Consider the following 25292-nt stretch of genomic DNA (forward strand, 5'->3'; position numbering starts at 1 on the left):
ATTATGAATAAAAAAATGACATGGCTGCTTACAGGCCTTTTTTGTTGCCTTCAGCTATCCCTATTTGCAGAAGCGCCTGTAGATGACACTCCTGTAAGTGATCAGGGAATGTATCAGACATTTACTATGCTGGCTTTAGCAGTAGCTTTCTTCTATTTTATCCTATGGCGTCCTGAGCAAAAAAGACGTAAAGCCGCCGAAGAGCAGCGCTCCTCGCTGAAACAAGGCGATCGCGTCAATGCAATGGGTATCATCGGTACGATCATCCGCGTCAATGACAATAGCGTTATCGTAAAAATGTACGATGGTTCTAAACTAGAATTTGTCAAAGGTGCTATATCAGAGACACTACCTTCTACTGAAGGCGAAGTGAAATCCAACGGAGACGTTGCTAAAGAGGAGTAAAAGATGGAGAGGGATCAGGAAAGAAAACACATGGTGGCTGAGCAGCTAATACCTCGTGGTATCAAAGACCCTCTCGTTCTTGAAGCAATGTTGACGGTTCCACGTCATTATTTTGTCCCTTTGGAACTTCAAAAATACGCCTATGATGACAATCCCTTACCTATTGGCGAAAAGCAGACCATAAGCCAGCCATTTATTGTTGCATTGATGACAGAATTTGTCCGTGCGCATAAAGACGCAAAAGCATTGGAAATAGGTACAGGGTCCGGCTATGCTGCTGCGATCCTTGCACATATCTGTAAAAGTGTGGTGACGATAGAACGTTTACCGCAATTAGCGGCGACGGCGCAGAAAAAATTGTTGGATCTTGGGTTTACCAATATCACATTCAAGGTGGGGGATGGCAGTGTCGGCGTTGCAGAACATGCTCCTTACGACTGTATCCTTGTCACTGCAGGCGCTCCTGTTGTTCCTGAAAATCTTAAGTTGCAGCTCGCAATAGGCGGCACTTTAGTCATTCCGGTGGGGGGCACAGTTTCGCAAGAACTAAAACGCATAAAACGGATAAGCGAAGACACATTTTCCGAAGAAAAATTGGAAGGAGTGCGTTTTGTCCCCCTGATTGGCGAAGAAGGTTGGAGAAAATAATTTTAAAGTATTCTACAGCCGTCATCCTGTTTTAGGAAGGGTTTTTTCAGTTTGTGATAACTCTTGATAGTCACCTTATTATCTTTAAAGTAAAAGATTGCATCTAAGAGCATAGGATCTTGCGTCTGAGGATCATTCAGTTTTATGATGGAGCACCCATCGTGAGAATAACATAATGCTTTCGTCTCTTCGTCTTGAAAAATGTACATATAGGGAACTTTATGGATATGGGCGTGGTATCCATTAGAAGGTTTAATGGTATCCATGGGCAAATCTGTATGATAGCAGCGCCAAGCACCTTTTTTAATGGTAGTATGAGTTAGCGAGATGCTAGGAATAATGGCATTTATCGTTCTTTCTTTAGGTACAAAAATCCTCTGATCTTTGCTATTTTGAATGCAGATAGCGTTTTCATGCTGATTATGAGCTGTAAAGCAAACAATGGGCTGCATAGGAGGACCCCCTATTTCCATAATCCATAGTCTGCATTACAACTTTAGTCAAGCGGCAATCAAATGGAATTTTGAAAGAAGACTATTACAACAAGGGGAGATTTCAGTTAATTGAAGGAGAGGATGAATAAGCAATCACGGGAAAAAATAGTTCCTTCTATTTAACCCGTAATTGTTGGAGCTATCCTTCTTGAGGAGGAATAAGCTGTTGGATAGTATCTTGGAATTTTGACTTCCCTTCAGCTACGTTTCTAATATGAGTTAGAAACAGATCCATAGCATACATGATAATTCCCACAACGCTGAGAATAACGGTTTTGTCAATATGGTCTACCGAATTTAGAAGTGTGTATTTAAACTTTGGTTTCAGTTCACCCATTTCCACATCAAAACCAGTCACGGGAAAAGTGCTATTGATAAAGTTCATTAGGAGAACAGTATCTGCTAGGGCAGAAGCTTTGACTGTGAAAGGGAGGTGCACCATGAAAATTGCGGAGATCATCGTGGGGCTTTCTTGTCCCGACTCTAAATCAAGATTAGCGACGACCTGTTTTTTTATTTGGATCATTAAAGGTGCTTCAGCAGTCGGACCTGTAGGAGCAAGGGGCATGATGATAGCTGCACCGGATTCATTCTCAGCGATTTCTACAGGCAGTCCAGTGGTAGCGAGGTATTCCTTTATTTTTAGAAGATACACTTTTTCTTCTTCAGAGGTAGTTTTAGGGGGATTTTTATTTTGTGGCATTGTTCGTCCTAATTAAATTCCATAATTCACCATACAATACCATAGCTTCTTCTTTTGGCAACTTATTGCTTATCTGGCGACGTAAAAATTCTGCTTGTTTTTTGAGGTTTTCAGGTGTTTCTTTTTTGACAGGCTGTACATCAAATCCATATTTATTGAGTATTTGTCTAGCTTGAGTTTGATTCCTTTTATGATAGAGAGCTCCATGAAGTACCATGCGATGAGTAGATTTTTGTGCATGACGCAGCCGCAAATTAATTTTGTTTATGCGGTCATTATCTCCGCCTACAAAAGTTTCAATTCCTTTGTGAATGCTTTTATGCAACTCGGCAGGAGTAAGAGCCTGGTCTTTGTTTACAGCTATAGCAACACCATATTGACGGACTAACAGGTGGGCTAGATCGTTAGCAAGCTTGTCATCAGCGTGTCGGGAGATATCGTTGGCAGCGATAAGAGCTACTTCATCCATGAAAGATTCTATGTACTGTTTTTTTCCCTCGACTTTTTCATACATGCGGTGGGTCCGCTGGTGGTCTTTTATTTTTGCTGTAGTGATTTTATCTTCATAGTAGGCAGCTCCTGCTGAGATGCTTTCAAGACGACCTTTGATTTTTTCAATATTTTTCTGTTCATTTTGTAATTTCTTATTAATATGCTTAAATTCTTTGGTGTCGATGTAAAATTTTGTATCGTCAATCTCCATTAGAGTAAGCTTATCTTTTGCTCTCTTCGCCAGGCTGCTATATTTATCTTCACTGACACGCAGAGCTTGGAGTTGTTCAGAATACTGCTCTACTCTGACTTGGGCGTTTTTTACTGCCTGTTTATTATTCCCGAGAATATGTTTAAGAGTGTAATTTTTCATCCAGTTTATAGACTTACGAATATATGTGAGCTTCATGACCTCAATGAACTGGTGGGGAGAGCGGTAGGCAAGGATACCTAAACCTATAAGGGATAGCGCACAGCCTATACCCAGGGCAGTGTAACCTACGGCGGGCAACGCTGCGCTTGAAACGCCCACTCCTGCCCACATGACCACATTTAAGGTGAACCAAGTGATAGCGGTTGCCACAGATATATTGAATTGTATGCCGTTATTTGTGCGTTCCCATTGGAAAATCTTTTTTTCAGTTTTGTTTTTGATCTTGTTTTGTTCAATGAGGGCGTGTCTTGCCATTATAGATAGGCCTACAGTATGGTTTGTATACTTATCCTGAAGATCTGCAAAGCTTATGGTTTTTTCTTCATCGAGATTAAGCTCTTTTATGAAACCATTTAAGAGACGAACATGCGTGGAAGTTAATGAGGTATTGTTAGTAATAGATTGTATTAATTGTTGGGCTGTAAATCTTTCATGGGCGCTGGGATTTTCTAATTGGAAAATACTTTCTACTTCTTTGTTCTCTTTGATTTTATCTAGCCTGACCTTTTTTATTTCCTCCAATTCATGGCCAGTAAGTTGGCTGTTATCTAGAATTCTTTTACCTAATCCCTCACTTTCTTTTGTTTGTTCTGCGTGGTGTTTGTTCTTTAGGCGTGCTTCATTCCAGGCAACTCCTTGGAGAGCAGGATCGATGAGCACTCCTACATGGGAACCTGTGCTTTGCATTAGAGGAGAAGATAAGATAGTACTTATCCAGTCTAGGGCTTGTTGACCGACTTTGATCGCGTAGTATTTCATGGAGCCTGTAAAACCCTCATATTTCTTCTTAGAGGCTTCCTTATCTTTTTGATATTGAAGGTCGAAAACGTCGGTTTTTTCTCCCAGATAAAATGCGGCTTGTTCTGGAAGTAGTTCATTTAAAGCGGATTGTAGTTCAGAAGGAATCCTATGGCGTTCAGTTTGAAAGGGCGCTGCAGTGGTAGAGGATTTTAGGTCGCGTTTAGGAGAATCTGTAGGTGGAGAGTTTAGAAGTGTTTGAATTGCAATAGGTTGTGGTTTAGCAGTCCAGTGTTTTGAAGGACTGGCTCCTTGCTTATGGTCAGTTTTGAACTTATCATGCGAATAGTCATCAAATACTTTCAATGCTCTTAATTCTGGCATAATCCAACCATGTTAGTTTCTACTTTAATTCTATTATTAAGCATAAATGTTGAGCAATAGATTAATAATTCGTTAATAAATTAATAATTTATACTTATGGGGTTTTATTAATTTCCATAGAGTGATAACTGGAGATAAGAAAAGAGAAAACGGCGATGTTTTAAAGCGCCTTTTAGTAGGCGACTCTAAAACCAGTAAATTGATCGGAATATTCCGGTGGAAGGGGGAGTCGTTCTGCAACTCTCACACCATCAGATAAACTATCATAGCATCCGCCCTTAGCAACTTTTTGTGTCCCTTCAGCTGGGCCTTTAGGATTACGTTCGGGCATATGTGAGAAATAATCAGCTTTATACCAGTCATTCGTCCATTCCCAGACATTTCCGCTCATATCATAAGCGCCATAGGGACTGTGGGCATCTAAAGTAGATACAGAAGTTTTATCACCCATTTTTAGAGGGAGAATATTTTTTCCATTATAAAAACCTACAGGGGAAGTGAGTACTTTTTCTGTCTGAAGGGGGTTGTCGTTAGCTTTGAAATTGGCCATTTGACGATCGATCGTGTCGGTTCCTGTTCCATAGAGGAATTTTATAAGTTCTTCACCCGGCTTAGCGACGGCCATTCCGGCTGCTTTTTCCCATTCGGCTTCTGAAGGAAGGCGCCCGCCTTTACTTTGGCAATAGGCATTGGCCCCAAACCATGTGACATTAATCACAGGGAAGTCTTCCTTTCCTAGCAGTGGATAGAAATTCCACAGATCATCCTTGAGGGAAACCATGATTTGGCTGGTGTTGGTCGAGTTGAATGTTTTGCAGATAGGATTGCCTTGTTTATCGAAGACAATGCCGTTTTGTCCACCGGAGGAAATATAGGTAATTTCTTCATTATCGAAGGCTTCATTAAGCCATGCGATGAACTCGGTATTAGTCACTTCATATTTATTTATTTTGAAGGCGTCGACAAAAACTCTGCGTGCAGGTTGTTGGTCAGAGTTACCGGCTTTTTTCAGGTCTCCGACAATGGACTCGCCTGAGGGAATTGCTAAGATAGTATTTTCAGTGTCGGATGGAGCTTCAGGATTTTGTACAGCAGGTATTGAAGAGTCTTCTTTTTCTATAGGTTGTTCTGCGGGGACTGTGGGTGCGATTTCTTTAGTTTGAGTGGGCAATGAATTGCCGGAGTATTGTCCGCTAATCATCGTTTCCCTACCTGCAGAAACCTGAACATCTATGGGATCAGGTTTATTGCTAAATTCAATGCGAGCATCGCCTTTAGGAGGATAGAAATAGACACGGTAGTTTCCGGCAGGAAGATTGGCAGTATAGCGTCCTTGAGAGATGACCTCACTGGCTTCGTAACGGGGGCCTTCCAAAGAAGAGATATTTACAGGGGCATTGGGGACGTTGGTTGAGATGGTAAGCTGCCCCATAGCACGGAAATCAGCATTGATAACAGCATCTTTTTGTGCAGTGACTTCAATTCTTTGTGGCTCTGGCGGGAGAAAATTTGCAGGGTTGTTAGTGGAGTAGGTAACGGTATAGCGCCCGGGGAGGAGATTGCGAAAAGTGTAGCTGGTACCTCCGCCGTGTTGGAGAGGGATACTGTTATTTGCGGAGGAAAGGGTGTAAAGCGCGTCCGGATTATTTGTTTGCACTGTCAGAGAGCGAGCGGGGATGAATTGAGGAGTGAGGAAGGTAGTTTGATCTTCATTGACAGCAATAGTATGGGGAGGAATAGCAGTAAAATAGGCAGGCAGGTCATAGGAAACAACATATCGTCCCGTGGGGATAGAGGAGCTGCGCCAGGAAGCTTTGCCATTGAGAGAGCGTATAGGGGCGACGATAGGGTTGGATTTAAGCACAACAGGTTTGATGGTCACTTTAATAGCATCGCCGGAGGGGAGAGGAGCTTGCAATTCGATTTTGCCCCTAGTTGCTTTATAGTCGATCATAATATTGATCGTATCGCCGGGATTCGGAGTGAAAGTTTCGGGATAGATAGAGACACGATAGCCCTCTTTTTGCTCGGCCCTGACAGCATAAGGAACGTAGGGTTGGATGTTTCCATACATGGAACTGCCCTGTCCATTCTGTACTTTATATGGTCCGGAAGAGATATCCCAACGGGCATCGGATAAATTAGTATTCACTTTGTATGTTGCATTGAAGTATCCATCGTCATAAGGGGAGTAATTATAAACCCTTAAACCTGATCGGGGATAGGTCGTAACGCTTGTCGGTCTGTTGTAGGGGAAAAAATTCTGGGCGATGAAGCCCGGGATCAATTCCTCAGGAGGGGATTTGACAAAAGGAACAGGTTTTTCTATCAATTTGATGTGCTGGTCAACTTTAGTAACGTTTGCGGATTGAATATGAACAGAACGTGGAGGGATGCCTTCAAAAAAGTTATCATAGTTGGGGAGTGCAAAAGTAAGGGAGTAATCTCCTGCGGGAAGATTCTCTATCACGACCTTGCGTGAGGGGCCTGCGTCGTCTTCGAAAAAGCCGCCGCTTTTGGGGAAGAACTGGGAATGTCCATCTTCATCTTTAAGCCAGAAGCGGATACGGTCCAGCCTTTCCCCTAAGGAGCCGGTTTGGTAAGTAACGATAAGAGTTCCTTGGTCAGCTCCTGTAGTGGAGGGTAGGAGAATGAGTAAAAAGAATAGGATGATGCGCAGCACAAGGTCTCCCGTCGTAATCGTTTTGTGTTCATTTGCTAGCATGCTAGCATTTTAGAGAGGTTCACAAACTATGACCGGGTGCTTTGCGGCTAAGTTAAGTCATCCGATCAAAGTTTGTGAACATTCTCTTTAGTGTTGTGTCGCTTTTTCAGCTAACTTCTCTAATACACGGTTACTGCGCTGGATAAATCCTGCCAAATCGTGTGGAGAAAGTTCTTTCTGTTCTAACAATGCCAAATCGTACATTTCTTGGACTAAATCTTTTGCTAATTCCGGATTTTGACTATGCAATTTTTCCAAAGTATTGACAAGAGGGTTGTTAGTATTTATGACAAAAGTTTTCTTTCCAATGAGGTCGCCCATTGAGTCTAAATTAGCATCGCCTTTTGCCATTTGCAGCATATAGTCGCGCATGCGCCTTTGTTGTTCATCTATTACGATAAAGCCCGGTAAGGCATTAGCATTTAGGCTTTTAGCGACGACTTCGATGTTCTCATTTCCTAGGCATTGAGAGATGAGTTCCGCGATTTTCGCAGCTTCGCTGCGACCTGATTCATCCAATGCGGTTTTTTCTCTGTCTTTATCTAAAAGATGGTCGCTGATCTCGGCATCGATACGTTTAAATTCTGTGGGGGCGAGTTTTCTTTCTAAAAATTGGATAAGGTAGTTGTCTACCGGACCTGCAGCGATGAGGATCTCGATCCCTTTTTCGCGGTATAGGTGAACGATATGTCCAAAATGTTTAGATTCAGTGGTATAGAGTACTTTGTTGCTGTTTTTATCTGTATTGCGCTCTAGGTAGTCATGGATGGTAGTCCATTCGCCTTCCACATTTTTCCAGATGATGACGTCCTTGACGCGGTCATAGAATTTTTCATCTTCCAAAGCCCCTAATTTGATGATAGGAGAGATATCTTCCCATACCGATACGTAGCGCTCGTGTTCATTGCGGTAGAGGGTGGCGAGGCTGTCAGATACTTTTTTGGAGATATGGCTGGATAGCTGCCTAACTGTCTTATCCATTTGAAGATAGCTTCTAGATACGTTGAGCGGTATATCCGGACTGTCGATAGCGCCGCGCAGCATCATCAGATATTCAGGGATGATGTCTTTGCAATTGTCGGACACAAAAACACGGTTGCAATAGAGCTGCACACTAGATTTTTGGTAGTCGAATTGACGGTTGATTTTTGGGAAATAGAGAATCCCCTTTAGGTGGAATGGGTAATCGACATTAAGGTGGACCCAAAAGAGGGGAGCTTCTTCGAAAGGATAAAGATGCTTGTAGAAATCTAGGTAATCTTCTTTTGTGCATTCGGAAGGCGCCTTTATCCATAAAGGTTCTTTGGGGTTGATTCTTTCTTCACCGAGATAGATAGGATAGGGGAGGAAAGTACAGTAATGCTTTAGGATTTTCTCGATGGTGGCCCTTTCCAGATAGTCTTCATTTTCGGAGCTAACGAAGAGAGTAATAGTCGTACCTCTTTGGGTGCGAGTGCCTTCCTTAAGTTCATATTCTCTGGAACCGTCGCAAGTCCATAAAGCAGGTTTAGCTCCTTCTTTGTAGGAAAGGGTATTGACTTCCACTTTTTCTGCGACCATATATGCGGAGTAGAAGCCTAGTCCGAAATGCCCGATGATCTGGTCGCCTTCCTTGTTGCTTTTGTACTTTTCCATGAATTCTTCGGCGCTGGAAAAGGCGATTTGTGCGATGTACTTTTTGACTTCTTCTTCGTCCATGCCGATACCGGTATCGCTGAAGACAAGAGTTTTCTTTTCCTTATCGACGGTCACATCGATGCGGTTTTCTTCTTCGCCGTTTTTGGGGAGGGCGCCTTGTTCTTGAAGATGTTTGACTTTAAGAATGGCATCGCAGGAATTGGACACGAGTTCCCTCACGAAAATGTCCTTATCCGAATAAAGCCACTTTTTTATGATGGGCAAAATGTTCTCGCTGTGTATTTCTAAAGTACCCTTGCTCATAAACACTCCATAGATTTTTTTGTCTGCGATTATAACCATTGATTTACTAAATTGCACACTGTAAAAATTGTTGGATATAACTCCCTATAAGGACGATAACATGCGGATTTATGTTGCCCAGCTCAACCCTATCATTGGCGATATCGAGGGCAATTGTGTGAAGATATTGGAAGCGATTCATAAGGCAAAAGACCAGCAGGCCGATGTAGTCCTCTTTTCCGAGTTGGTGCTAACGGGGTATCCTCCCGACGATTTCCTTTTGATGCCCAAATTTATCTATGCCGCGGAAGATGCTCTCAAAACATTAGCACAGAGTGTATACGATATTGTTGCTATCATAGGAGCGCCTAGGGAAAGCCATACGCCCGTGGGCAAACCTTTGCATAATAGCGCTGTCGTCATTTCAAATGGAAAAGTCGTAGGATACCAGGATAAAATCCTTTTACCTACCTATGATGTTTTCGATGAACGACGGTATTTTGAGCCCGGTGGACAGACAAGCCTTTGGCATATTGCAGGTAAGCAGGTGGCTATTACCATCTGCGAAGATATTTGGGAACACAGTGAGCAGATATTCTTCGACCGCTACGCACGCGATCCTGTAATGGAACTAAGACAGACTTCTCAGCGTCCGGATGTCCTATTGAATCTTTCCGCTTCACCTTACAGCGTCCTTAAAGCTCCATTGCGTACCTATGCCCTGGAAAAAGCAGCTAAAGCGCTCCATTGCCCGGCGATCCTTTGCAATCAGGTAGGGGGGAATGATAGCTTGATTTTTGATGGTAGAAGCATCGCTGTCAATGCAAAAGGAGCTTTGGTCTATCGCGCATTAGGCTTTGCAGAGGATGGTTTTGTGGTAGATATCGATGACATGCCGCCTAAAATATCCTTGCATGAAGGGGATGTCTTGGAAGAACTTTACAATGCTTTGGTTATGGGAGTAAGGGATTATTTCTCGAAACAAGGCTTTATTACGGCATGCTTGGGCCTTTCAGGGGGAATTGACTCCGCCTTGGTCGCTTGCATTGCTGTCGATGCCCTAGGTAAAGAAAATGTGCTAGGAATTTCTATGCCTTCTCGCTATTCATCTCCAGGGAGCATTACGGACGCGCAAGCATTAGCTGATAATTTGGGGATTCGCCTCTTGAATGTTCCTATTGATTCCTCATACGGCAACTTTCTTTCGCTGCTGGAAAAAGATTTTCAGGGGCGCCCCTTTGATGTAACGGAGGAGAACTTACAGTCGCGCATCCGCGGAATTATCCTAATGTCCTATTCGAATAAATTCGGCTATGTTGTGTTGAATACCGGCAATAAAAGCGAACTTGCAATGGGGTATGCAACGCTCTATGGCGATATGTGCGGCGGTCTGGGGGTGATAAGCGACCTTTCGAAACGACGCGTCTATGCCCTTGCGGAATGGATCAACCGTGATAAAGAAGTGATCCCTAAAAGTACTATTGATAAACCACCTTCTGCTGAACTACGCGAGAACCAGAAAGATAGTGACTCATTGCCTGATTATGATTACATTGATATTGTACTCGAGCAATATTTAGAAAAGCACCGTTCACCTGAGGCCATTATTTTGGAATACCGCATCCCGCCGGAAATAGTTCACGACATTGTAAAACGCATCCATCGTTCGGAGTATAAACGCCGACAAAGCGCTCCTGGACTTAGAGTAACTGAGCGTGCCTTTTCGATAGGAAGGAAATTCCCTATCGTACAACGCTGGGTAAAATAAAACATGTCCAAAGCGAATAAATTAGTGTGTCTATTGGTTGTACTAATCCTCCATTTTTCTAGCTTGTCTGCCTTCAGTTATGTTAAAGGAGGCGTAGCATTTTTGGGTGAAGAGGTGATAGCACCCGTGGCAGGGATAGGCCAGCGGTATGATTTGTCCCTGGTTGCGCTGGATTTCTCGTGGAGCATTGCAGCTAGCAAAAAACATAAAGTTGCTTTTTACAGTTCTCCTAGGATCGCAGCACTGCTTTATGTTAATCCTATGCATTCCAACCGTATTTATGTGGGGGCAGCTGCTAGCTGGGCTTATATCGTCAATTCAAAACGGAACACCGGCTATTCAGGACTGGTAGGAGAGCTCATCGTGGGAATGCAGTTTGAAAGTATTTTATTATTCCAACCTTTCATTGAAGTCAGTGAATCTTTTCCCTATAAGCGGTTTTCCAACAAGATTGGAAATCTAGGGCATAGGGCTTCTACGTCCGTGGTATTTGGGATAGGAATTTGATGGGGGTGTAGAAGAGTCTATAAAAGTGTTACGTGACGGAACTCCTTCAGTTTTACTGGGACACTTCGAACTTTTGACTGTCTTAACTTAAAAATTTACTTGAAAATATTGTATCCAAAACCACTTGATTCGCGAAGTTTAACTTCACATTATGATAACATAATCATACCGAAACATCAGCGAATCTGCTGTCAGGATTCTGTCCAGCAGTAGGGAATGATATCTTTGATATGGGCGGCGCTATGCCTAAGCATCATTAATCGATCAAATCCGACGGCAACACCACAGCAGGCTGGAAACCCTTTTCTCAATGAATCTAAAAAGAGAGGGTCGACAGGCAGAGCCTCTTTTCCTTTTTTAAGACGCGCTTGATTAGATCTCTCGAGGCGCATTTTCTGCTCTTGGGGATCGCGCAGTTCACGGTAGCCGTTAGCAAGCTCATTCCCTTCATAATAGAATTCGAAGCGCTTAGCTACGGGGGCACCTTCACTTATCTCAATCTCGGCTAAAGCGCATTGAGTAGCTGGGAAATCCGTAATCGCTGTCAACTGCCGGCGCCCTAGATGAGGTTCCACGACGCTGCCGATGAGAATATTTAAAAGGTCGTCTTTATTACCGGCAGCAAGTTCAGCGGAAAGCTCTATACCGTGTTTACGGATGCATTGAAGTAGTTGTTCTTCATCAGCATTCACATAGTCAATACCTGCATAGGTGTGCATGGCGGCGCGATAGGTGAGGATGCTGCAAGGCTGTTGTCCTAGGAAGAGTTCGATGAATAAAGCTGTCTCTGCGACAAGCTGTTCCAGAGTAAATCCGCATCGGTACCATTCAACCATGGAGAATTCAGGGTTATGGCGGGAGCCGACTTCCCCATCGCGGAAGACGTGACCGATCTGATAGATGTCTCCGCTGCCTTCAGATAAGAGCCTTTTCATGCCATATTCCGGCGAGGACTGGAGGTAACGTTTGCTCCCTTGTCCATCCACCACAGTCATAAGGTCTATATTTTCATCAATACAAGCATGCGAAGTACATAAAGGAACATCTACTTCCATGACATTTCTGCTTAAAAAAAAGGCCCGTGCCGCAGCTAACATGGCGGCCCGGTCTTTGAGCAGGGTTATCTTAGAAGTAGCTGAGCGTTCGCTATGACGTGCTGCGTGAGACATATTCACCCGTGCGTGTATCCACTTTAACGATTTCATCTTGGTCGATGAATATCGGCACTTGGATTTCTGCACCGGTTTCTGTTTTAGCAGGTTTTAGGACACGGCCTGAAGCAGTATTGCCACGGTCGCCGGGCATTGTCTCCACGATACGCATATCCATGAAAGTAGGCGGATCGATGGCTACGGGCTCGCCTTTATAGAATAAAATACCGTAAAGCTTATCTTCCATAAGCCATCTGTCATTTTCGCCGATATTTTCGTTGGGTATTTTGACCTGTTCAAAAGAGTTATCGTCCATGAACACTACGCCGTCGGGTTCGCGATAGAGCATGCGCATCTGAGCATCGCCTACATCGGCTAATTCTAATTTCTCACCAGATTTATAAGTGCGTTCAATGACCCTTCCTGTGAAAAGGTGTTTTAATTTAACGCGGTTAAAGGCTTGGCCTTTTCCGGGCTTAACAAACTCGTTGGAGATAATGTTAAAGGGTGCGCCGTCAACTTCAACTTTTAAGCCTGTTTTTAAATCACTTGTGCTTATTTGAGCCATGATAAAATTTCCTGTATAGATAAATTAAGATAGTTAAAAAGATACCATATTACGCGACTCAGTGTCTATACACTTGTGATTTTAGTACCGAAGGAGCCTCGTTTCTATAGTAAAATAATTATGTGTCGAGTATGAAAGATTAGATTATGTGGCACAGAGAATATAAAGACTACCCTACGGACCTGCCCCTCAAACATGAACGATTAGAACCTGGCAAGGGGATCATCGGTTGTGAGATGCATGACATCAATGGATGGGGAAACACCGTGCATGTTTATCGCCCAAAGAAAAAAGGCTTTTTCAGAAGGTGGATAGAGTACTTTATGGGTATAAAAAAGGCGAAGCCGCATGGATAAAGGAAACCATACCTGGGATTTATATGTCCGCTATGTCCGCTGTCCGCAGTGCGGTTATATTCTTGAAAGCCGGCAGCGTACAGCTGATTTCACTTGTCCTCGATGCAACAGCCTTTTTAAGGATGAAAAACGAAAGAAACAAACTTTTGGACCTTTGCTGGATGATAAACACCAACCCTCTGAAATTGATTGGAGCTGATAGTGGCAACAAGAAAATACCATGAAAAAGAAATTAGTCAACGTGAAGAAGCAGTTGCACGTGATACTTTGGAGCGCTATTGCGGTTCTCCTGCAAGTGAATTTCAGCCTTTTCTCCTCCTGACAAACTTTCCACGCTATGTCCAATATTTTGCCGAAAGCAGGAAGCTGGAGACTTCGGAAGGTTCTATGTTCAAAGTGGCCCATTCGCCCAAAGAGCATATCACTATTTTAGACTTTAAGATTGGTTCTCCAGCTGCAGCACTGGTTGTCGACTTATGCGCCCATCTACCGATCAAAGCGTCCATATTATTAGGGATGTGCGGCGGCCTTAGAGATCACTATAAAGTAGGGGAGTTCTTCGTTCCTATTGCAGGCATACGCGGCGAAGGAACATCGGATTTCTATTTCCCTTCGGAAGTACCTGCGATGGCTAACTTTATTGTGCAGAAAGCTGCGACAACTATTTTGGAAGAGGACCATATCCCTTACCATATCGGCATTACCCATACGACCAATAAGCGCTTTTGGGAATTCAATGCCGAATTCCGTGCCCGTTTGGAAGCAAGCCGCGCCCAAGCTGTCGAAATGGAGTGCGCGACATTGTTTACAGCAAGCTACTATCATAAGCTGCCCTTGGGAGCATTGTTGTTAATTTCGGATCTCCCCTTGGAACTAGAGGGAATAAAAACTAAAGAATTAAGTGAAAAAGTCTATCAGAACCATACTCAAGAACATGTGGAGATAGGTGTCAAAACCATGCAAATGCTGCATGAGAAAATGAAGACAAAAAAGCCAAAAGGAATCTTCCGGGGCAGAAACAACAAAAAAGAGTCGTAATAGTGCGTTATATTCTATGGCTATTGATTTTTCTAGTTTTCCATGACCCCCTCAAGGCGGGGGGAGTGATGCTTTATGAAATTTCTTCTGCTGACACCCGCCTAGGATCCGCCGGTTGGAGCTCCCGTGCGGAAGACCCTTCGACAGCTTTCACCAATCCTGCTGGGATGTCGCGCCTTTGCGGACGCCAAATCGAATTTGGATCCCAAGCGATTTATCAGCATGTAGATTTTTATCCGAATAGCAGCACCACAGTATCAGGCAGTAAAGGGGAGGGGTGTAAATTTTTCCCCAGTGGCGGAACCTTCTATGTGCAGCCGGTAAGCGATAACTTGACTTTAGGACTAAGCGTTCTGAGTTATTTAGGGGCAGAGCTTGTTTATAATGGCGACTGGGTAGGGCGCTACTATGTGCGCAAAACTAGGTTGCAAACTTTTTCTTGTGTTCCTTCCGCAGCTTATCGCATCAATGATCAATTGTCAGTAGGTGTCGGAGTCAATGTGATGTACGGCATGTTTTTGCAGAAGTCTGCTGTCCGTAATTTGGAGCCTGGTGCTGGGGATGGTAGCCTAAAAGTAAGCAATAATCGTTTCGGTGTTGGGGGCGTGATAGGTCTGCTCTATGAGATGACACCCTGTACACGCTTTGGAGCCCAATATCTAACGCGCGTGCATATCGGTTTTAAGAATAAACCGGAATTTAGAAATATTGGACCCTTGCTCACTCGAGCCCTCGCAGATACAGGAGCCGGGAATTCCAAAATAAACTTAGATGCAAATATTCCCCAAAGTCTGATTTTAAGCGCTTATCATGACTTGGATTGCTGGTCCCTTATGGCAGATATTGGCTGGCAGCAATGGTCCAAATTTCAGAGAATTTCTATCGCTGTAACCAATCCTGCCGATACTACCCTATCATTTACTCCAAAACTTGAGGATTGTTGGCATGCTGCTTTGGGTGCAGAATTTCGTTGGAACGAAGATTGGACATTTTCTGCAGGCATCGCCTACGATTCTTCTATCGTGAAACCGGTCAATATGGTGCTGGATTTTCCTGTGGGACATCAGTGGCGTTATGGGACAGGCTTCCGTTGGAAACTAACGGATGACTTGAAACTAGATTTTGCTACTGAGCTGCAATGGCAGGGTAATTTGAGATGCAGCCAAGGCAGAGGTCCTTTGGCAGGGGTAGTATCCGGAAACTTCCGGGATATGTATGTCTATTTTGCTAATATGAACCTTATCTGGGCATTCTAAAGCCCACTAGTTACTTCGCAAAGAGAAAATTATATTAAGCGCAAAAATACTTCTTGAAGTTATTGCAAGAACACATTTTAATTCCTTCACTTTTCCAAGGAGGAACTATGCGTTTTTTTACTTTTCTACTCGCACTCTGCATCCTATTCAATTTATCCGCCGAAGATGACGTTGATTTAACGCTAATTCCTTATGATTTGTTTTCAGAACCCACGACTTATGTCGATGGCGTGAATGTCATATCCGGTCATTTTACCTATTCTACCACAGATATGACCGTAGAAGGCCCCAAATCTGTGCGGTTAAAACGCACATACCTACAAGGATATTCTGGAAGTTTAGGAAAATGTTGGGAAACAAGTCTTGCAGGCGAGTTCGAATTGAACGAATCCTTCAACAAAGCCCACATTATCCACGGTCCCTATATAGGGTTGACATATGTGTCAAAAAACAATGTATTAAAGCTGGACGAAAAAGCCTTTAAAAAAGGCCTGACTAATGCACACGGACGCATCAATGGGAAAACACATCCCAAAAACACACAAATACAATTTGCAGATATAGATAACGCCAAGATTCACACAGGTTCCGGCAGTACATTTAGCTTTAAAAAAGCTTCAAACCATTTTACGTACAAATGGTTTGAAGAGAGACATCCTGACGGCTTTAAAACATTGTTTGATGGACAAACCCTCTCTACACAAACCTGTGCAGAACTCCGACAACCGATGATAAGGACTCTGCGGAAGAAAAATCGAGAGTTTCAATCTACACATTATCAAGACGTTATTGGTTTAAGAGAAGTGAAGAACCATTTCCAAAAAGATGCCCATACATCCTTACTTTGTTCTGTGGAAAGACCTGCCGGTCCGGATGAATCCTATACCTACACCCAGCTAAATGATGGAACATACTGCTTATCGAACATTACAAGGCCCGATGGACGGTATGTATTCTTGAATTACTATTACGAAGGCAAAGATAGTGGAAAAGTTAGAACTCTTTGTGCACCTGCAAATATATTAGGCTTACCTCTAACTACAAAGAAGTTCATTTACCACGACAGGCGCACAGTGGTTGTTAATGCAGCTAATAACCCTACAGTCTACTTCTTTGACAAGCAATTTAGGCTAACTTCATTTAAGAGGCATTTCCAGACAAAATGTTATTCCACTGACCACTTGACATGGGGAACCGGAGAATACAAAGGTAATTTAACGAATAGAATCCATTTTACATCCAACAGCACACCCTTATTTTGCAGGCATTTAGACTATGATGTGCAGGGGAATATTACCAGCGAAAGCTTGTGGGGTAATTTAACCGGAAACAATAAAAATGCACTCTGCGTGGGTATCGATTATACCCCCCTTTCCAATGGATGCGATTGCTTAGAAAAACACTTTACCTATAGTCAAGACGGTCTAAATCTACTCTTAAAAGAAACAGATGACAGAACCCAAACTGTTTATACCTATACTCCCGGCACGAATCAACTTATTGCAAAACTTGTTTGGACAAGCTCAGGAATTCAGCGCCGCTTTTTTTATCAATACGACCAGGATGGATTTCTATCGAGAGAAATTGAAGATGATGGCTGCCAGCAAGAAGCGGATAGCCTTGCAGGAATTACAGAAAGACATATCAAAGAGATCACCTATACACAAAGCCCCCCTTATGGTTTACAACAAAGCATTACCGAAAAATGCCTCGACTTAGCTACAGGTAAAGAAATTACCTTAAGTCGAATAGAGCGTGCATACTCTCCTCAAGGACAATTAATTGAAGAAAAGCACTTTAACGCAAATGAAACATATTTAGGTTCAATAACTCGCCAATATGATTCCAAAGGACATTGCATAGAAGAGAATGACCTATTGTCCCGCTGCACGAAAAAGCGCTTTGACCCTAACGACAACTTAGTCTTTGAACAGGGACCTTGTCTAGACAGCTACTTCACCTATGAATATGATGCGATGAACCGCCTTGTAAAAGAATGTGAAGTCTTTCCTTCTGGAAGGATCCTAGAGAAAAGATATGCCTATGATGCTTGTTCGAATAAAGTGGCCGCTGTCGATATCTATGGAAATGAAACAAACTATAAATATGACGAATTAGGAAGATTAATAGAACTTATCCATCCTCCTACGACGAATAGCAAGGGCGAATGCATCCGGGCTACCGAGAAGTATCTCTATAACACATTAAATCAGCTCGTGGAAAAAATAGACGCCCAAGGGAATTCCACACGCTATAACAGAAATATCCGTGGTGATATTTTGGATGTAGAACATCCGGACGGAACCAGTGAACATTATCGTTATAGTCTAGAAGGGTGGCTCGTCAAAGAAATGAACCGGCAAGGAGTAGCGACGACTTATGAGCAGGATGAACAAGGTCGGATCATAAATACGAGCGTCTATTCAGAAACAGGCGAATTACTCAAAAAGACCTTTTCCACGTATAACGCCTTTCATCTTCTTTCTGAGACAGACGCTTTAGGCTATGTTACACATTACCAGTATGACTTTGCAGGCAGGTTAACAGCCAAAACAAAAGAGAATAAGAAAAGCGAGTATACCTACGACCTACAAAACCGCTTACGCCACATAATTGACCATTGCGCCGGAAGCCAGCGTATTACGCTCAGAGACTACGACTTATTAGGACAAGTCCTCCAAGAGAAAGTAGAAGATGATCAAGGGACGCTCTATAGCAAAACATCCTTTTCTTATGATGCAAAAGGTAACTGCTCCTCCACACTTAGGGAGACAGATCATGGAAGCGCATTGACAGTAAAAGACTACGATACGCACGGACAACTCACCCGCATAGTCGATGCAGAAGGCAACGAAAGCACAGCTTTCAATAACTACTACCATTTCAATGATGAAGGGCAAAAGGTAGCTTGTCGTGTGGAGATCGATGCCCAAAAGAATAAAACTTTGACCATTCTAGATGCTATGCAGCGTGTAAATAGAGTTGTTAAAGTAGATTCTGAGGGGGTGACTTTGCATACTACTCTCTTTCATTATGATGTGAAAGGTAACCTCGAAGTAGAAACCGAAGTCGTCTACTCGCTGGATGCACCCCCACGCAGATATGTCCTGACTCGTAAATATGATGCGATGAATAGACTTGTTCGCCTATCCGAAGGCGATGGCCACCTTGAAAATAAAATTACGGAATATGCCTATACAGCAAATGGTCAACGTTCAAAGATCATCAAGCCAGATGGAACAATCCTTAATTACACATATGATAGCTTAGGTCGCCTCCTGGAATTATCTTCTTCGGATGGGAGTGTACATTACACCTATATATACGATCTAAATGACAACCTCCTTTCTGTTTATGATGTCATCCAAAAGCAAACAACTTACCGTCAATATGATGCGTTTGGTAATTGCTTACAGGAGACCTTAGGCCACGGACAGTCTTTGTACAAGTCCTATGATGCCTTTGATCGGCCTTTGGTACTCACACTTCCTGATAGCACTCAAGTTCACTATGCCTATAACTCTGTTCATCTCACGACTGTTACACGTACCGGAAAAATAGCGTACCAACATAGGTATTCGCATTATGATCTCAATGGCAAAATCGCCACTTCCCAACTCCCTTTTCAGCTAGGTGAAATTAACACTACCTACAATCTTAATGGACAATGTACCATATTAACTTCCCCACATTACCGTGAAGAAACAACGTTCGATATTGTGGGTAACGTGAAAGAAAGAGGAGTCCAAAATGATAAGTACGGATATACCTACGACAACTTGTATAATCTTACTTCTGAATCAGGCAAAATAACTCACCGGTATTCCTTCGATTCATTGCGCAACCGTATTTCTAAAGATGAGACCCCTTACTCGCTTAATAGCTTGAACCAGCTCTTGCAAGAGAATGAAACACGCTATACTTATGATCTCAACGGTAACCTTATCGAAGAAATAACCGCAGGTAAAAAACTAACCTATTCCTATGATGCCTTGAATAGGTTGACTTCGGCTAAAACCCCTTCCGGTGACTATCAGTATACTTACGATGCTTTCAACCGCCGCTTATCAAAAACTAGCGGGAATACCACTTCCTACTATTTATACGAGGGTAATAATGAGATCGGTCTGATCAATTCCGAAGGGAAAATAGAGGAGTTACGCATTCTCGGGTTAGGGTTAGGCGCGGAAATAGGCGCTGCTGTTGTCCTTGAATTACACGATAAGGTGTTTATCCCTATTCATGATTCCTTTGGGAACATTGTTCAGATTCTGGATATGCAAGGCACAATTGTGGAAAGCCTATCCTACACTGTCTATGGAGAAGAAACTAACGCAACCTTCTTTACCCCTTGGCGCTTTTCCTCTAAACGTGTGGATCCTGAGACAGGTTTGCTATACTTCGGTGAAAGATACTACAATCCAAAAACAGGCCGATGGACAACACCCGACCCTGCAGAATTTATGGATGGCAATAATATTTATGCCTATATTCATAATAACCCCCTGAAATATATTGATCCTGACGGAAGAGTTGCTTTCGTATTATGTTTCTTTTCCATAGGCTTTAGCGCTGCAGAACTGACTGTTGCAATAGCCTCTATAGAAACCATAGCATCCGCAGTGTGCACTTGCATCGTGGGGGTGGTATTGTATGAAGTGGCAACTACGATCAATGATCATGTTCAAGAAGATGTTGTTATCGAGGATGAAGGTAAATTAAAATCACCCTATCCATTCCCTGGAAACGATCCTACAAAATGCCCTGCCGAAGGATTTGTATGGAATGGAACAGGAGTTCCAGGATCAAAAGAAGGTAGTTGGTATAATGATAACACAGATGAAAGTTTACGTTCTGATTTGAATCATGGAAAACCGATTGGACCTCATTGGGATTACTCTAAGGGTAACAAAAAAAATGGTGAAGTAGGAAGAATATATCCCGATGGAACTTATATTAAAAAATAATAAATATAAAAAGTGCAAAGCAATTAATTATGAATGATTATCTTGGAAAATTAATAAAATATCCTCTAAATCTAGATAAAACAATAGATCATTTTGTGGACTATTTACTAGGTGGAAATACTCTTTCAACTGATGTAGTTCAGCATATAAATCTAAAAAAGGGAGTATTTTTTACTCTACTCCCTGAAAGTATCACTGAAAAGCAACTGTACGAATTCTCATATGGCGGTGTCCTTCCTCAATTGCCTCAAAAAGAAATAGAAAGATTTTCTAATTTTCAACCTACTCCAACATTAGATATTCAATTAGCGGAATTTGTAAGCGAATTTATTCGTGCTGGAAATGATAATTCTGCAATTTTCGCACATACAATTGCAAAGCCTACTAATATTCATATAGGAGTAGAGGGGGGCCTTATGTCTTTTTACAAGGATGAGGTTTATTACATTTTTCAAGAAGGATATCCTTCTGTTGATGTGTTAGCAGATTGTATTTTCATCTCAGGAAGGGGCTGGCATTTTTTGTGTATTCTTACAGAAAACATGCCAAAAATAGGGTCTACAATGTTTGAAGAAGACTTTAAAACAATATATGAAAAGGCACGATATATAATTATTGGGGCTTATGACAATGAGGGATATATTTTCTGGCAAAAAGAAATAGAAGAAATAACTCAATGATTGTTAATGCTTTATATAATGATACAGATAAAATGCCCACAGGAGTATTTTCAGAAGAAGTTGAACATGGCCTAATTCCATTAATAATTAATAAGAATTATGTTGTCTATGGATCCACTATAAGAGATGGATTTATTTGGTATTACATTTGTGACGAGTATTATTCATACTATCCAGCTTGGTGGCCTTCTCCTGCTTTTGAAGTCATCAACAGTCAACTTTCTCGTTATTGGGTATACTCATGCAAAGAAGAAGTTGATTATATACCGATAATTGCATTTCCCGAATGGGCTGAAAATCCTTATGATTTCTATGATAGACTTACAGATGGTTTTAATAAGGAAATTGAAATTTTTAAGAGATATAAAGAACTCATGGATTTAGAGTTTCCTGATCCAAGCATATCCTTAAAAGCTGAAGTTGGAGATGAAAGCTGGTTGCTTTGTCCTCTTTGTATTGATGCATGGGAGTCTACCAATAAACTTGATGCGCTTGTCCGTTGCCCTAAATGTCAAACTATTATGAATAATCCTCGCTATAAGATAATACCCTATGCACAACTGTATAAGAAGCCTTTGTAGGCTAATATTTCCAGTAAATATTTCTGTGCAATTTTTATGGAAAGTGAAATGAATAGCTTAATTACATAAGGCTTTAGCGCTGCAGAACAGACTGTTGCAATAGCCACTATAGAAACTATAGCAACTGCTGCGTACACTTGCTTCGTGGCTGTGTTAGCGTATGAAGTGGCAACTACGATCAATGAACATGTTCAAGAAGATATTGTTATCGAGGATGAAGGTAAATTAAAATCACCCTATCTCCCTGAAAACGATCCTACAAAATGCCCTGCTGAAGGATTTGTTTGGAAAAGGGACCGGACCTCCAGGAACAAGAGGTAATTGGCATAATGGTAAAACTCAGGAAAGTTTAAATCCTGATCTAAATCATTCTCCACCTGTAGGACCTCATTGGGATTATTCAAAAGGAAAAAATACAGATAGAAGAAGCTGGAGGTTATTTCCAGATGGAAAATTTGAGGAAAAACTAAAAAGGAATAGCTAAAGCAAAAGGAATTACATGGATAACTTTCAAGGCACTCTGTTCAAATATGAATTGAATTATAGTAAGGCTATTTCCTATTTTCACGATTTTTTATTAAATTGGTTTACACTATCTGAAGAGTCCTTTAGAAATATTGATTTCCAAAAAGGGAATTTTTTTACTTTGCTTCCTGAAAATGTTCGTAATGAAAGCCTATATGCTTTTAAGTACGGTGGTGTACTTCCACAACTTGAAAAAGATGAAAATGCACCTTATATGAATGCATGGCCAATACCCAATATAAATTCACAATTAACTAATTTCATTAGCGAATTTTTACAAAGTAGCGAATACAATGGTGCAATATTTGAACATTCTGTTTCAAGGCCCAATTATAAAAATATTGATATCGAATATACAAAAACAATTATCTACGAAAATGAAGTTTTTCATTTAATTCAAGGTCCTGTTCCTAATGTTGGTGTTATTGAGGAATGTATTTATGCTTCATTAGAAGGATGGCATTTTCTATGTATATTAATGGATCAACCTCTTCATATCCCAGCATTAATGGCGAAATCTGATTTTAAAAAAATCTATGAGAATGTCCAATATATCATAGTGGGAGCATACGACAGTGAAGGGTATGTTTTCTGGGAGAAAAACAAAGACAACTTAAAATGATTATTAAAACATTATATAATGAAGCAACAAAATTACCGTTAGATGTATTACCTGAAAAATATAGGGATATGAAATTCCCTATTAAAGTGAATAAAAACTATGTTGTTTATGGAATGATAATTGAAGATGGTTATATGTGGTATTACATCTGTGATGAGACATATTCATATTATCCCGTGTGGAAACCTTCTCCGCTTTTTGAAGTTATTAATAATCAGCTTTCTCGTTATTGGGTATATTCATGTAAAAAAGAATTTGATTATATATCTGTTATTGCATTTCCAGAATGGGCTGAAAATCCTTATGATTACTATGATAGACTTACAGATGGTTTTGATAAAGAAATTGAAATTTTCAAGAGGTATAAAGAACTCATGGATTTAGAGTTTCCTGATCCAACCGTAACCATAAAAGCTGAAATTGGAGATGAAAGCTGGCTACTTTGTCCTCTCTGTATTGATGCATGGGAGTCTACCAATAAACTTGATGCACTTGTCCGTTGCCCTAAGTGTCAAACTATTATGAATAATCCTCGCTACTTTAATTCAAGGTCCTGTTCCTAATGTTGGTGTTATTGAGGAATGTATTTATGCTTCATTAGAAGGATGGCATTTTCTATGTATATTAATGGATCAACCTCTTCATATCCCAGCATTAATGGCGAAATCTGATTTTAAAAAAATCTATGAGAATGTCCAATATATCATAGTGGGAGCATACGACAGTGAAGGGTATGTTTTCTGGGAGAAAAACAAAGACAACTTAAAATGATTATTAAAACATTATATAATGAAGCAACAAAATTACCGTTAGATGTATTACCTGAAAAATATAGGGATATGAAATTCCCTATTAAAGTGAATAAAAACTATGTTGTTTATGGAATGATAATTGAAGATGGTTATATGTGGTATTACATCTGTGATGAGACATATTCATATTATCCCGTGTGGAAACCTTCTCCGCTTTTTGAAGTTATTAATAATCAGCTTTCTCGTTATTGGGTATATTCATGTAAAAAAGAATTTGATTATATATCTGTTATTGCATTTCCAGAATGGGCTGAAAATCCTTATGATTACTATGATAGACTTACAGATGGTTTTGATAAAGAAATTGAAATTTTCAAGAGGTATAAAGAACTCATGGATTTAGAGTTTCCTGATCCAACCGTAACCATAAAAGCTGAAATTGGAGATGAAAGCTGGCTACTTTGTCCTCTCTGTATTGATGCATGGGAGTCTACCAATAAACTTGATGCACTTGTCCGTTGTCCTAAGTGTCAAACTATTATGAATAATCCTCGCTACAAGATAATACCCTATGCACAACTATATAGGAAGCCTTAGTAAGCAGACAATTTTTGTGCAATTATTATGGAAAGTGAAATGAATAGCTTAATTACATACAAATTAGACTTTGATAAAGTCTATAACCATTTCCTAGAGCATTTGCCACACGGAAATTTTCTCTCAAGTGAAATATTACAACAAATTAATCTCAAAACAGGAATTTTTTATACTTTTCTTCCTCAAGACTTAACAGACAATCAGTTATATGGATTTTCTTATGGAGGGGTACTGTCTGAACTAGAAGAAAAGAAAATACCTCAATATTTAAATTTTTTCCCCACACCTAATACAGACTTACAAACAGCTTTATTTATAGGGGAATTCCTCAGCTTAAACAACAACAATGCAGTAATTTTTGAGGATGTAAGCGCAAGAGCAACGGATTCAAATATAGGTATAGAGGGAACTCAAACGTGTATTTTCAATGATGATGTCTATTACATTGTTCAAGCTTCATTTTCAATAGATCTTATTAAAAAATGTATTTTTAATTGTGGTGAGGCGTGGCATTTTCTGTGTGTTCTCTCTAAAAATGTTCCTAAGATGGATTCAACTCTCGTCGAAGAAGATTTCAAAAGAATTTATTCGAATGTCCAATACATAATTATTGGTGCTTATGATGGCGAGGGCTATATTATTTGGGAAAACAAAGCAGATAGAGCTTAAAATGATTGTAAAAGCTTTATATAATGATACAGCTAAAATACCCACAGGAGTATTTTCAGAAGAGGTTGAGCATGGAAGGATACCTTTAGAGATTAACCAGGATTATGTTGTCTACGGGTCCACTATAAGAGATGGGTTTATATGGTATTACATCTGTGATGAGACATATTCATATCATCCCGTGTGGAAACCTTCACCGCTTTTTGAAGTTATTAATAATCAGCTTTCTCGTTATTGGGTATATTCATGTAAAAAAGAATTTGATTATATATCTGTTATTGCATTTCCAGAATGGGCTGAAAATCCTTATGAT

General features: G+C 41.0%; 24 protein-coding genes. 17 read left to right on the top strand and 7 right to left on the bottom strand.

The window, feature by feature from the left end:
• The first annotated feature begins 3 nt into the window (after positions 1-3).
• Both yajC and WC222_04490 read left to right on the top strand, forming a co-directional pair.
• Complete coding sequence (gene yajC, locus WC222_04485; GenBank protein MFA6915631.1) at positions 4-405, top strand: preprotein translocase subunit YajC; 402 nt, start codon at positions 4-6, stop codon at positions 403-405.
• A 3-nt stretch (positions 406-408) separates the two neighbouring features.
• Positions 409-1053, top strand: a complete 645-nt coding sequence (locus WC222_04490; protein ID MFA6915632.1) for a protein-L-isoaspartate(D-aspartate) O-methyltransferase — start codon at positions 409-411, stop codon at positions 1051-1053.
• A 2-nt stretch (positions 1054-1055) separates the two neighbouring features.
• Here WC222_04490 and WC222_04495 read toward each other — a convergent pair whose 3' ends face one another.
• The 5 genes from WC222_04495 to htpG all read right to left on the bottom strand — a co-directional run bounded on the left by WC222_04495 (position 1056) and on the right by htpG (position 8963).
• Positions 1056-1505 (bottom strand): hypothetical protein, encoded by a 450-nt coding sequence (locus WC222_04495; protein ID MFA6915633.1) that lies wholly within the window; start codon positions 1503-1505, stop codon positions 1056-1058.
• 181 nt (positions 1506-1686) lie between these two features.
• A complete protein-coding gene (locus tag WC222_04500) occupies positions 1687-2250 on the bottom strand; it encodes a hypothetical protein (protein MFA6915634.1) in 564 nt (187 codons plus the stop codon).
• Positions 2237-4297, bottom strand: a complete 2061-nt coding sequence (locus tag WC222_04505) for a hypothetical protein (protein ID MFA6915635.1) — start codon at positions 4295-4297, stop codon at positions 2237-2239. The genes WC222_04500 and WC222_04505 overlap by 14 nt, the downstream gene beginning before the upstream one ends.
• A gap of 172 nt (positions 4298-4469) precedes the next feature.
• Positions 4470-7022, bottom strand: a complete 2553-nt coding sequence (locus tag WC222_04510) for a formylglycine-generating enzyme family protein (GenBank protein ID MFA6915636.1) — start codon at positions 7020-7022, stop codon at positions 4470-4472.
• 87 nt (positions 7023-7109) lie between these two features.
• Positions 7110-8963, bottom strand: a complete 1854-nt coding sequence (gene htpG / locus WC222_04515) for a molecular chaperone HtpG (GenBank protein ID MFA6915637.1) — start codon at positions 8961-8963, stop codon at positions 7110-7112.
• 100 nt (positions 8964-9063) lie between these two features.
• Between htpG and WC222_04520 the strand changes: the two genes are divergently transcribed.
• Positions 9064-10710, top strand: a complete 1647-nt coding sequence (locus WC222_04520) for an NAD+ synthase (protein MFA6915638.1) — start codon at positions 9064-9066, stop codon at positions 10708-10710.
• Positions 10711-10713: 3 nt separating this feature from the next.
• Positions 10714-11217 (top strand): hypothetical protein, encoded by a 504-nt coding sequence (locus tag WC222_04525; protein ID MFA6915639.1) that lies wholly within the window; start codon positions 10714-10716, stop codon positions 11215-11217.
• A 191-nt stretch (positions 11218-11408) separates the two neighbouring features.
• On the opposite strand, the gene epmA is transcribed toward WC222_04525, so the two are convergent.
• On the bottom strand, positions 11409-12386 hold the full coding sequence (gene epmA / locus WC222_04530) for an EF-P lysine aminoacylase EpmA (protein ID MFA6915640.1): 978 nt from the start codon (positions 12384-12386) through the stop codon (positions 11409-11411).
• Positions 12364-12936, bottom strand: a complete 573-nt coding sequence (efp, locus tag WC222_04535) for an elongation factor P (GenBank protein MFA6915641.1) — start codon at positions 12934-12936, stop codon at positions 12364-12366. Before efp ends, epmA begins: the two co-directional genes overlap by 23 nt.
• A gap of 146 nt (positions 12937-13082) precedes the next feature.
• Here efp and WC222_04540 point away from each other — a divergent pair, with 146 nt between their 5' ends.
• The 13 genes from WC222_04540 to WC222_04600 all read left to right on the top strand — a co-directional run.
• Complete coding sequence (locus tag WC222_04540) at positions 13083-13292, top strand: hypothetical protein (GenBank protein ID MFA6915642.1); 210 nt, start codon at positions 13083-13085, stop codon at positions 13290-13292.
• Entirely contained in the window at positions 13285-13491 is a 207-nt protein-coding gene (locus WC222_04545; GenBank protein MFA6915643.1) for a hypothetical protein, read from the top strand. The genes WC222_04540 and WC222_04545 overlap by 8 nt, the downstream gene beginning before the upstream one ends.
• 2 nt (positions 13492-13493) lie before the next feature.
• On the top strand, positions 13494-14330 hold the full coding sequence (locus WC222_04550) for an AMP nucleosidase (protein ID MFA6915644.1): 837 nt from the start codon (positions 13494-13496) through the stop codon (positions 14328-14330).
• Between the two features lie 2 nt (positions 14331-14332).
• Complete coding sequence (locus WC222_04555; GenBank protein ID MFA6915645.1) at positions 14333-15586, top strand: outer membrane protein transport protein; 1254 nt, start codon at positions 14333-14335, stop codon at positions 15584-15586.
• Between the two features lie 107 nt (positions 15587-15693).
• Positions 15694-20553, top strand: a complete 4860-nt coding sequence (locus WC222_04560; protein ID MFA6915646.1) for an RHS repeat-associated core domain-containing protein — start codon at positions 15694-15696, stop codon at positions 20551-20553.
• 29 nt (positions 20554-20582) lie between these two features.
• The gene (locus WC222_04565; GenBank protein ID MFA6915647.1) at positions 20583-21233 is read left to right on the top strand and encodes a hypothetical protein; all 651 of its coding nucleotides are present in this window, start codon (positions 20583-20585) and stop codon (positions 21231-21233) included.
• Positions 21230-21814 carry a hypothetical protein gene (locus tag WC222_04570; GenBank protein MFA6915648.1) on the top strand — a complete coding sequence of 195 codons (585 nt, stop codon included), beginning with the start codon at positions 21230-21232 and terminating at the stop codon, positions 21812-21814. The genes WC222_04565 and WC222_04570 overlap by 4 nt, the downstream gene beginning before the upstream one ends.
• 165 nt (positions 21815-21979) lie before the next feature.
• Positions 21980-22135 (top strand): hypothetical protein, encoded by a 156-nt coding sequence (locus WC222_04575; GenBank protein MFA6915649.1) that lies wholly within the window; start codon positions 21980-21982, stop codon positions 22133-22135.
• Between the two features lie 178 nt (positions 22136-22313).
• Complete coding sequence (locus tag WC222_04580) at positions 22314-22961, top strand: hypothetical protein (protein ID MFA6915650.1); 648 nt, start codon at positions 22314-22316, stop codon at positions 22959-22961.
• Complete coding sequence (locus WC222_04585) at positions 22958-23524, top strand: hypothetical protein (GenBank protein MFA6915651.1); 567 nt, start codon at positions 22958-22960, stop codon at positions 23522-23524. Before WC222_04580 ends, WC222_04585 begins: the two co-directional genes overlap by 4 nt.
• Positions 23525-23728: 204 nt before the next feature.
• On the top strand, positions 23729-24310 hold the full coding sequence (locus WC222_04590; protein MFA6915652.1) for a hypothetical protein: 582 nt from the start codon (positions 23729-23731) through the stop codon (positions 24308-24310).
• A gap of 39 nt (positions 24311-24349) precedes the next feature.
• The gene (locus WC222_04595; protein MFA6915653.1) at positions 24350-24979 is read left to right on the top strand and encodes a hypothetical protein; all 630 of its coding nucleotides are present in this window, start codon (positions 24350-24352) and stop codon (positions 24977-24979) included.
• 1 nt (position 24980) lies between these two features.
• On the top strand, positions 24981-25292 hold a 312-nt coding region (locus WC222_04600), incomplete at its 3' end, for a hypothetical protein (protein ID MFA6915654.1).

This window comes from Parachlamydiales bacterium (assembly GCA_041671045.1).
Taxonomy (GTDB): Bacteria; Chlamydiota; Chlamydiia; order Chlamydiales; family JABDDJ01; genus JABDDJ01.

Coding starts and splice junctions, on each gene's coding strand:
- WC222_04560 (MFA6915646.1), top strand. CDS start 15,694: ATGCGTTTTTTTACTTTTCTACTCGCACTCTGCATCCTATTCAATTTA.
- epmA (MFA6915640.1), bottom strand. CDS start 12,386: ATGTCTCACGCAGCACGTCATAGCGAACGCTCAGCTACTTCTAAGATA.
- efp (MFA6915641.1), bottom strand. CDS start 12,936: ATGGCTCAAATAAGCACAAGTGATTTAAAAACAGGCTTAAAAGTTGAA.
- WC222_04510 (MFA6915636.1), bottom strand. CDS start 7,022: ATGCTAGCAAATGAACACAAAACGATTACGACGGGAGACCTTGTGCTG.
- WC222_04545 (MFA6915643.1), top strand. CDS start 13,285: ATGGATAAAGGAAACCATACCTGGGATTTATATGTCCGCTATGTCCGC.
- WC222_04520 (MFA6915638.1), top strand. CDS start 9,064: ATGCGGATTTATGTTGCCCAGCTCAACCCTATCATTGGCGATATCGAG.
- WC222_04580 (MFA6915650.1), top strand. CDS start 22,314: ATGGATAACTTTCAAGGCACTCTGTTCAAATATGAATTGAATTATAGT.
- WC222_04505 (MFA6915635.1), bottom strand. CDS start 4,297: ATGCCAGAATTAAGAGCATTGAAAGTATTTGATGACTATTCGCATGAT.
- WC222_04540 (MFA6915642.1), top strand. CDS start 13,083: ATGTGGCACAGAGAATATAAAGACTACCCTACGGACCTGCCCCTCAAA.
- WC222_04590 (MFA6915652.1), top strand. CDS start 23,729: ATGATTATTAAAACATTATATAATGAAGCAACAAAATTACCGTTAGAT.
- WC222_04490 (MFA6915632.1), top strand. CDS start 409: ATGGAGAGGGATCAGGAAAGAAAACACATGGTGGCTGAGCAGCTAATA.
- WC222_04500 (MFA6915634.1), bottom strand. CDS start 2,250: ATGCCACAAAATAAAAATCCCCCTAAAACTACCTCTGAAGAAGAAAAA.
- WC222_04570 (MFA6915648.1), top strand. CDS start 21,230: ATGATTGTTAATGCTTTATATAATGATACAGATAAAATGCCCACAGGA.
- WC222_04495 (MFA6915633.1), bottom strand. CDS start 1,505: ATGCAGCCCATTGTTTGCTTTACAGCTCATAATCAGCATGAAAACGCT.
- WC222_04525 (MFA6915639.1), top strand. CDS start 10,714: ATGTCCAAAGCGAATAAATTAGTGTGTCTATTGGTTGTACTAATCCTC.
- WC222_04585 (MFA6915651.1), top strand. CDS start 22,958: ATGATTATTAAAACATTATATAATGAAGCAACAAAATTACCGTTAGAT.
- WC222_04565 (MFA6915647.1), top strand. CDS start 20,583: ATGAATGATTATCTTGGAAAATTAATAAAATATCCTCTAAATCTAGAT.
- WC222_04595 (MFA6915653.1), top strand. CDS start 24,350: ATGAATAGCTTAATTACATACAAATTAGACTTTGATAAAGTCTATAAC.
- htpG (MFA6915637.1), bottom strand. CDS start 8,963: ATGAGCAAGGGTACTTTAGAAATACACAGCGAGAACATTTTGCCCATC.
- yajC (MFA6915631.1), top strand. CDS start 4: ATGAATAAAAAAATGACATGGCTGCTTACAGGCCTTTTTTGTTGCCTT.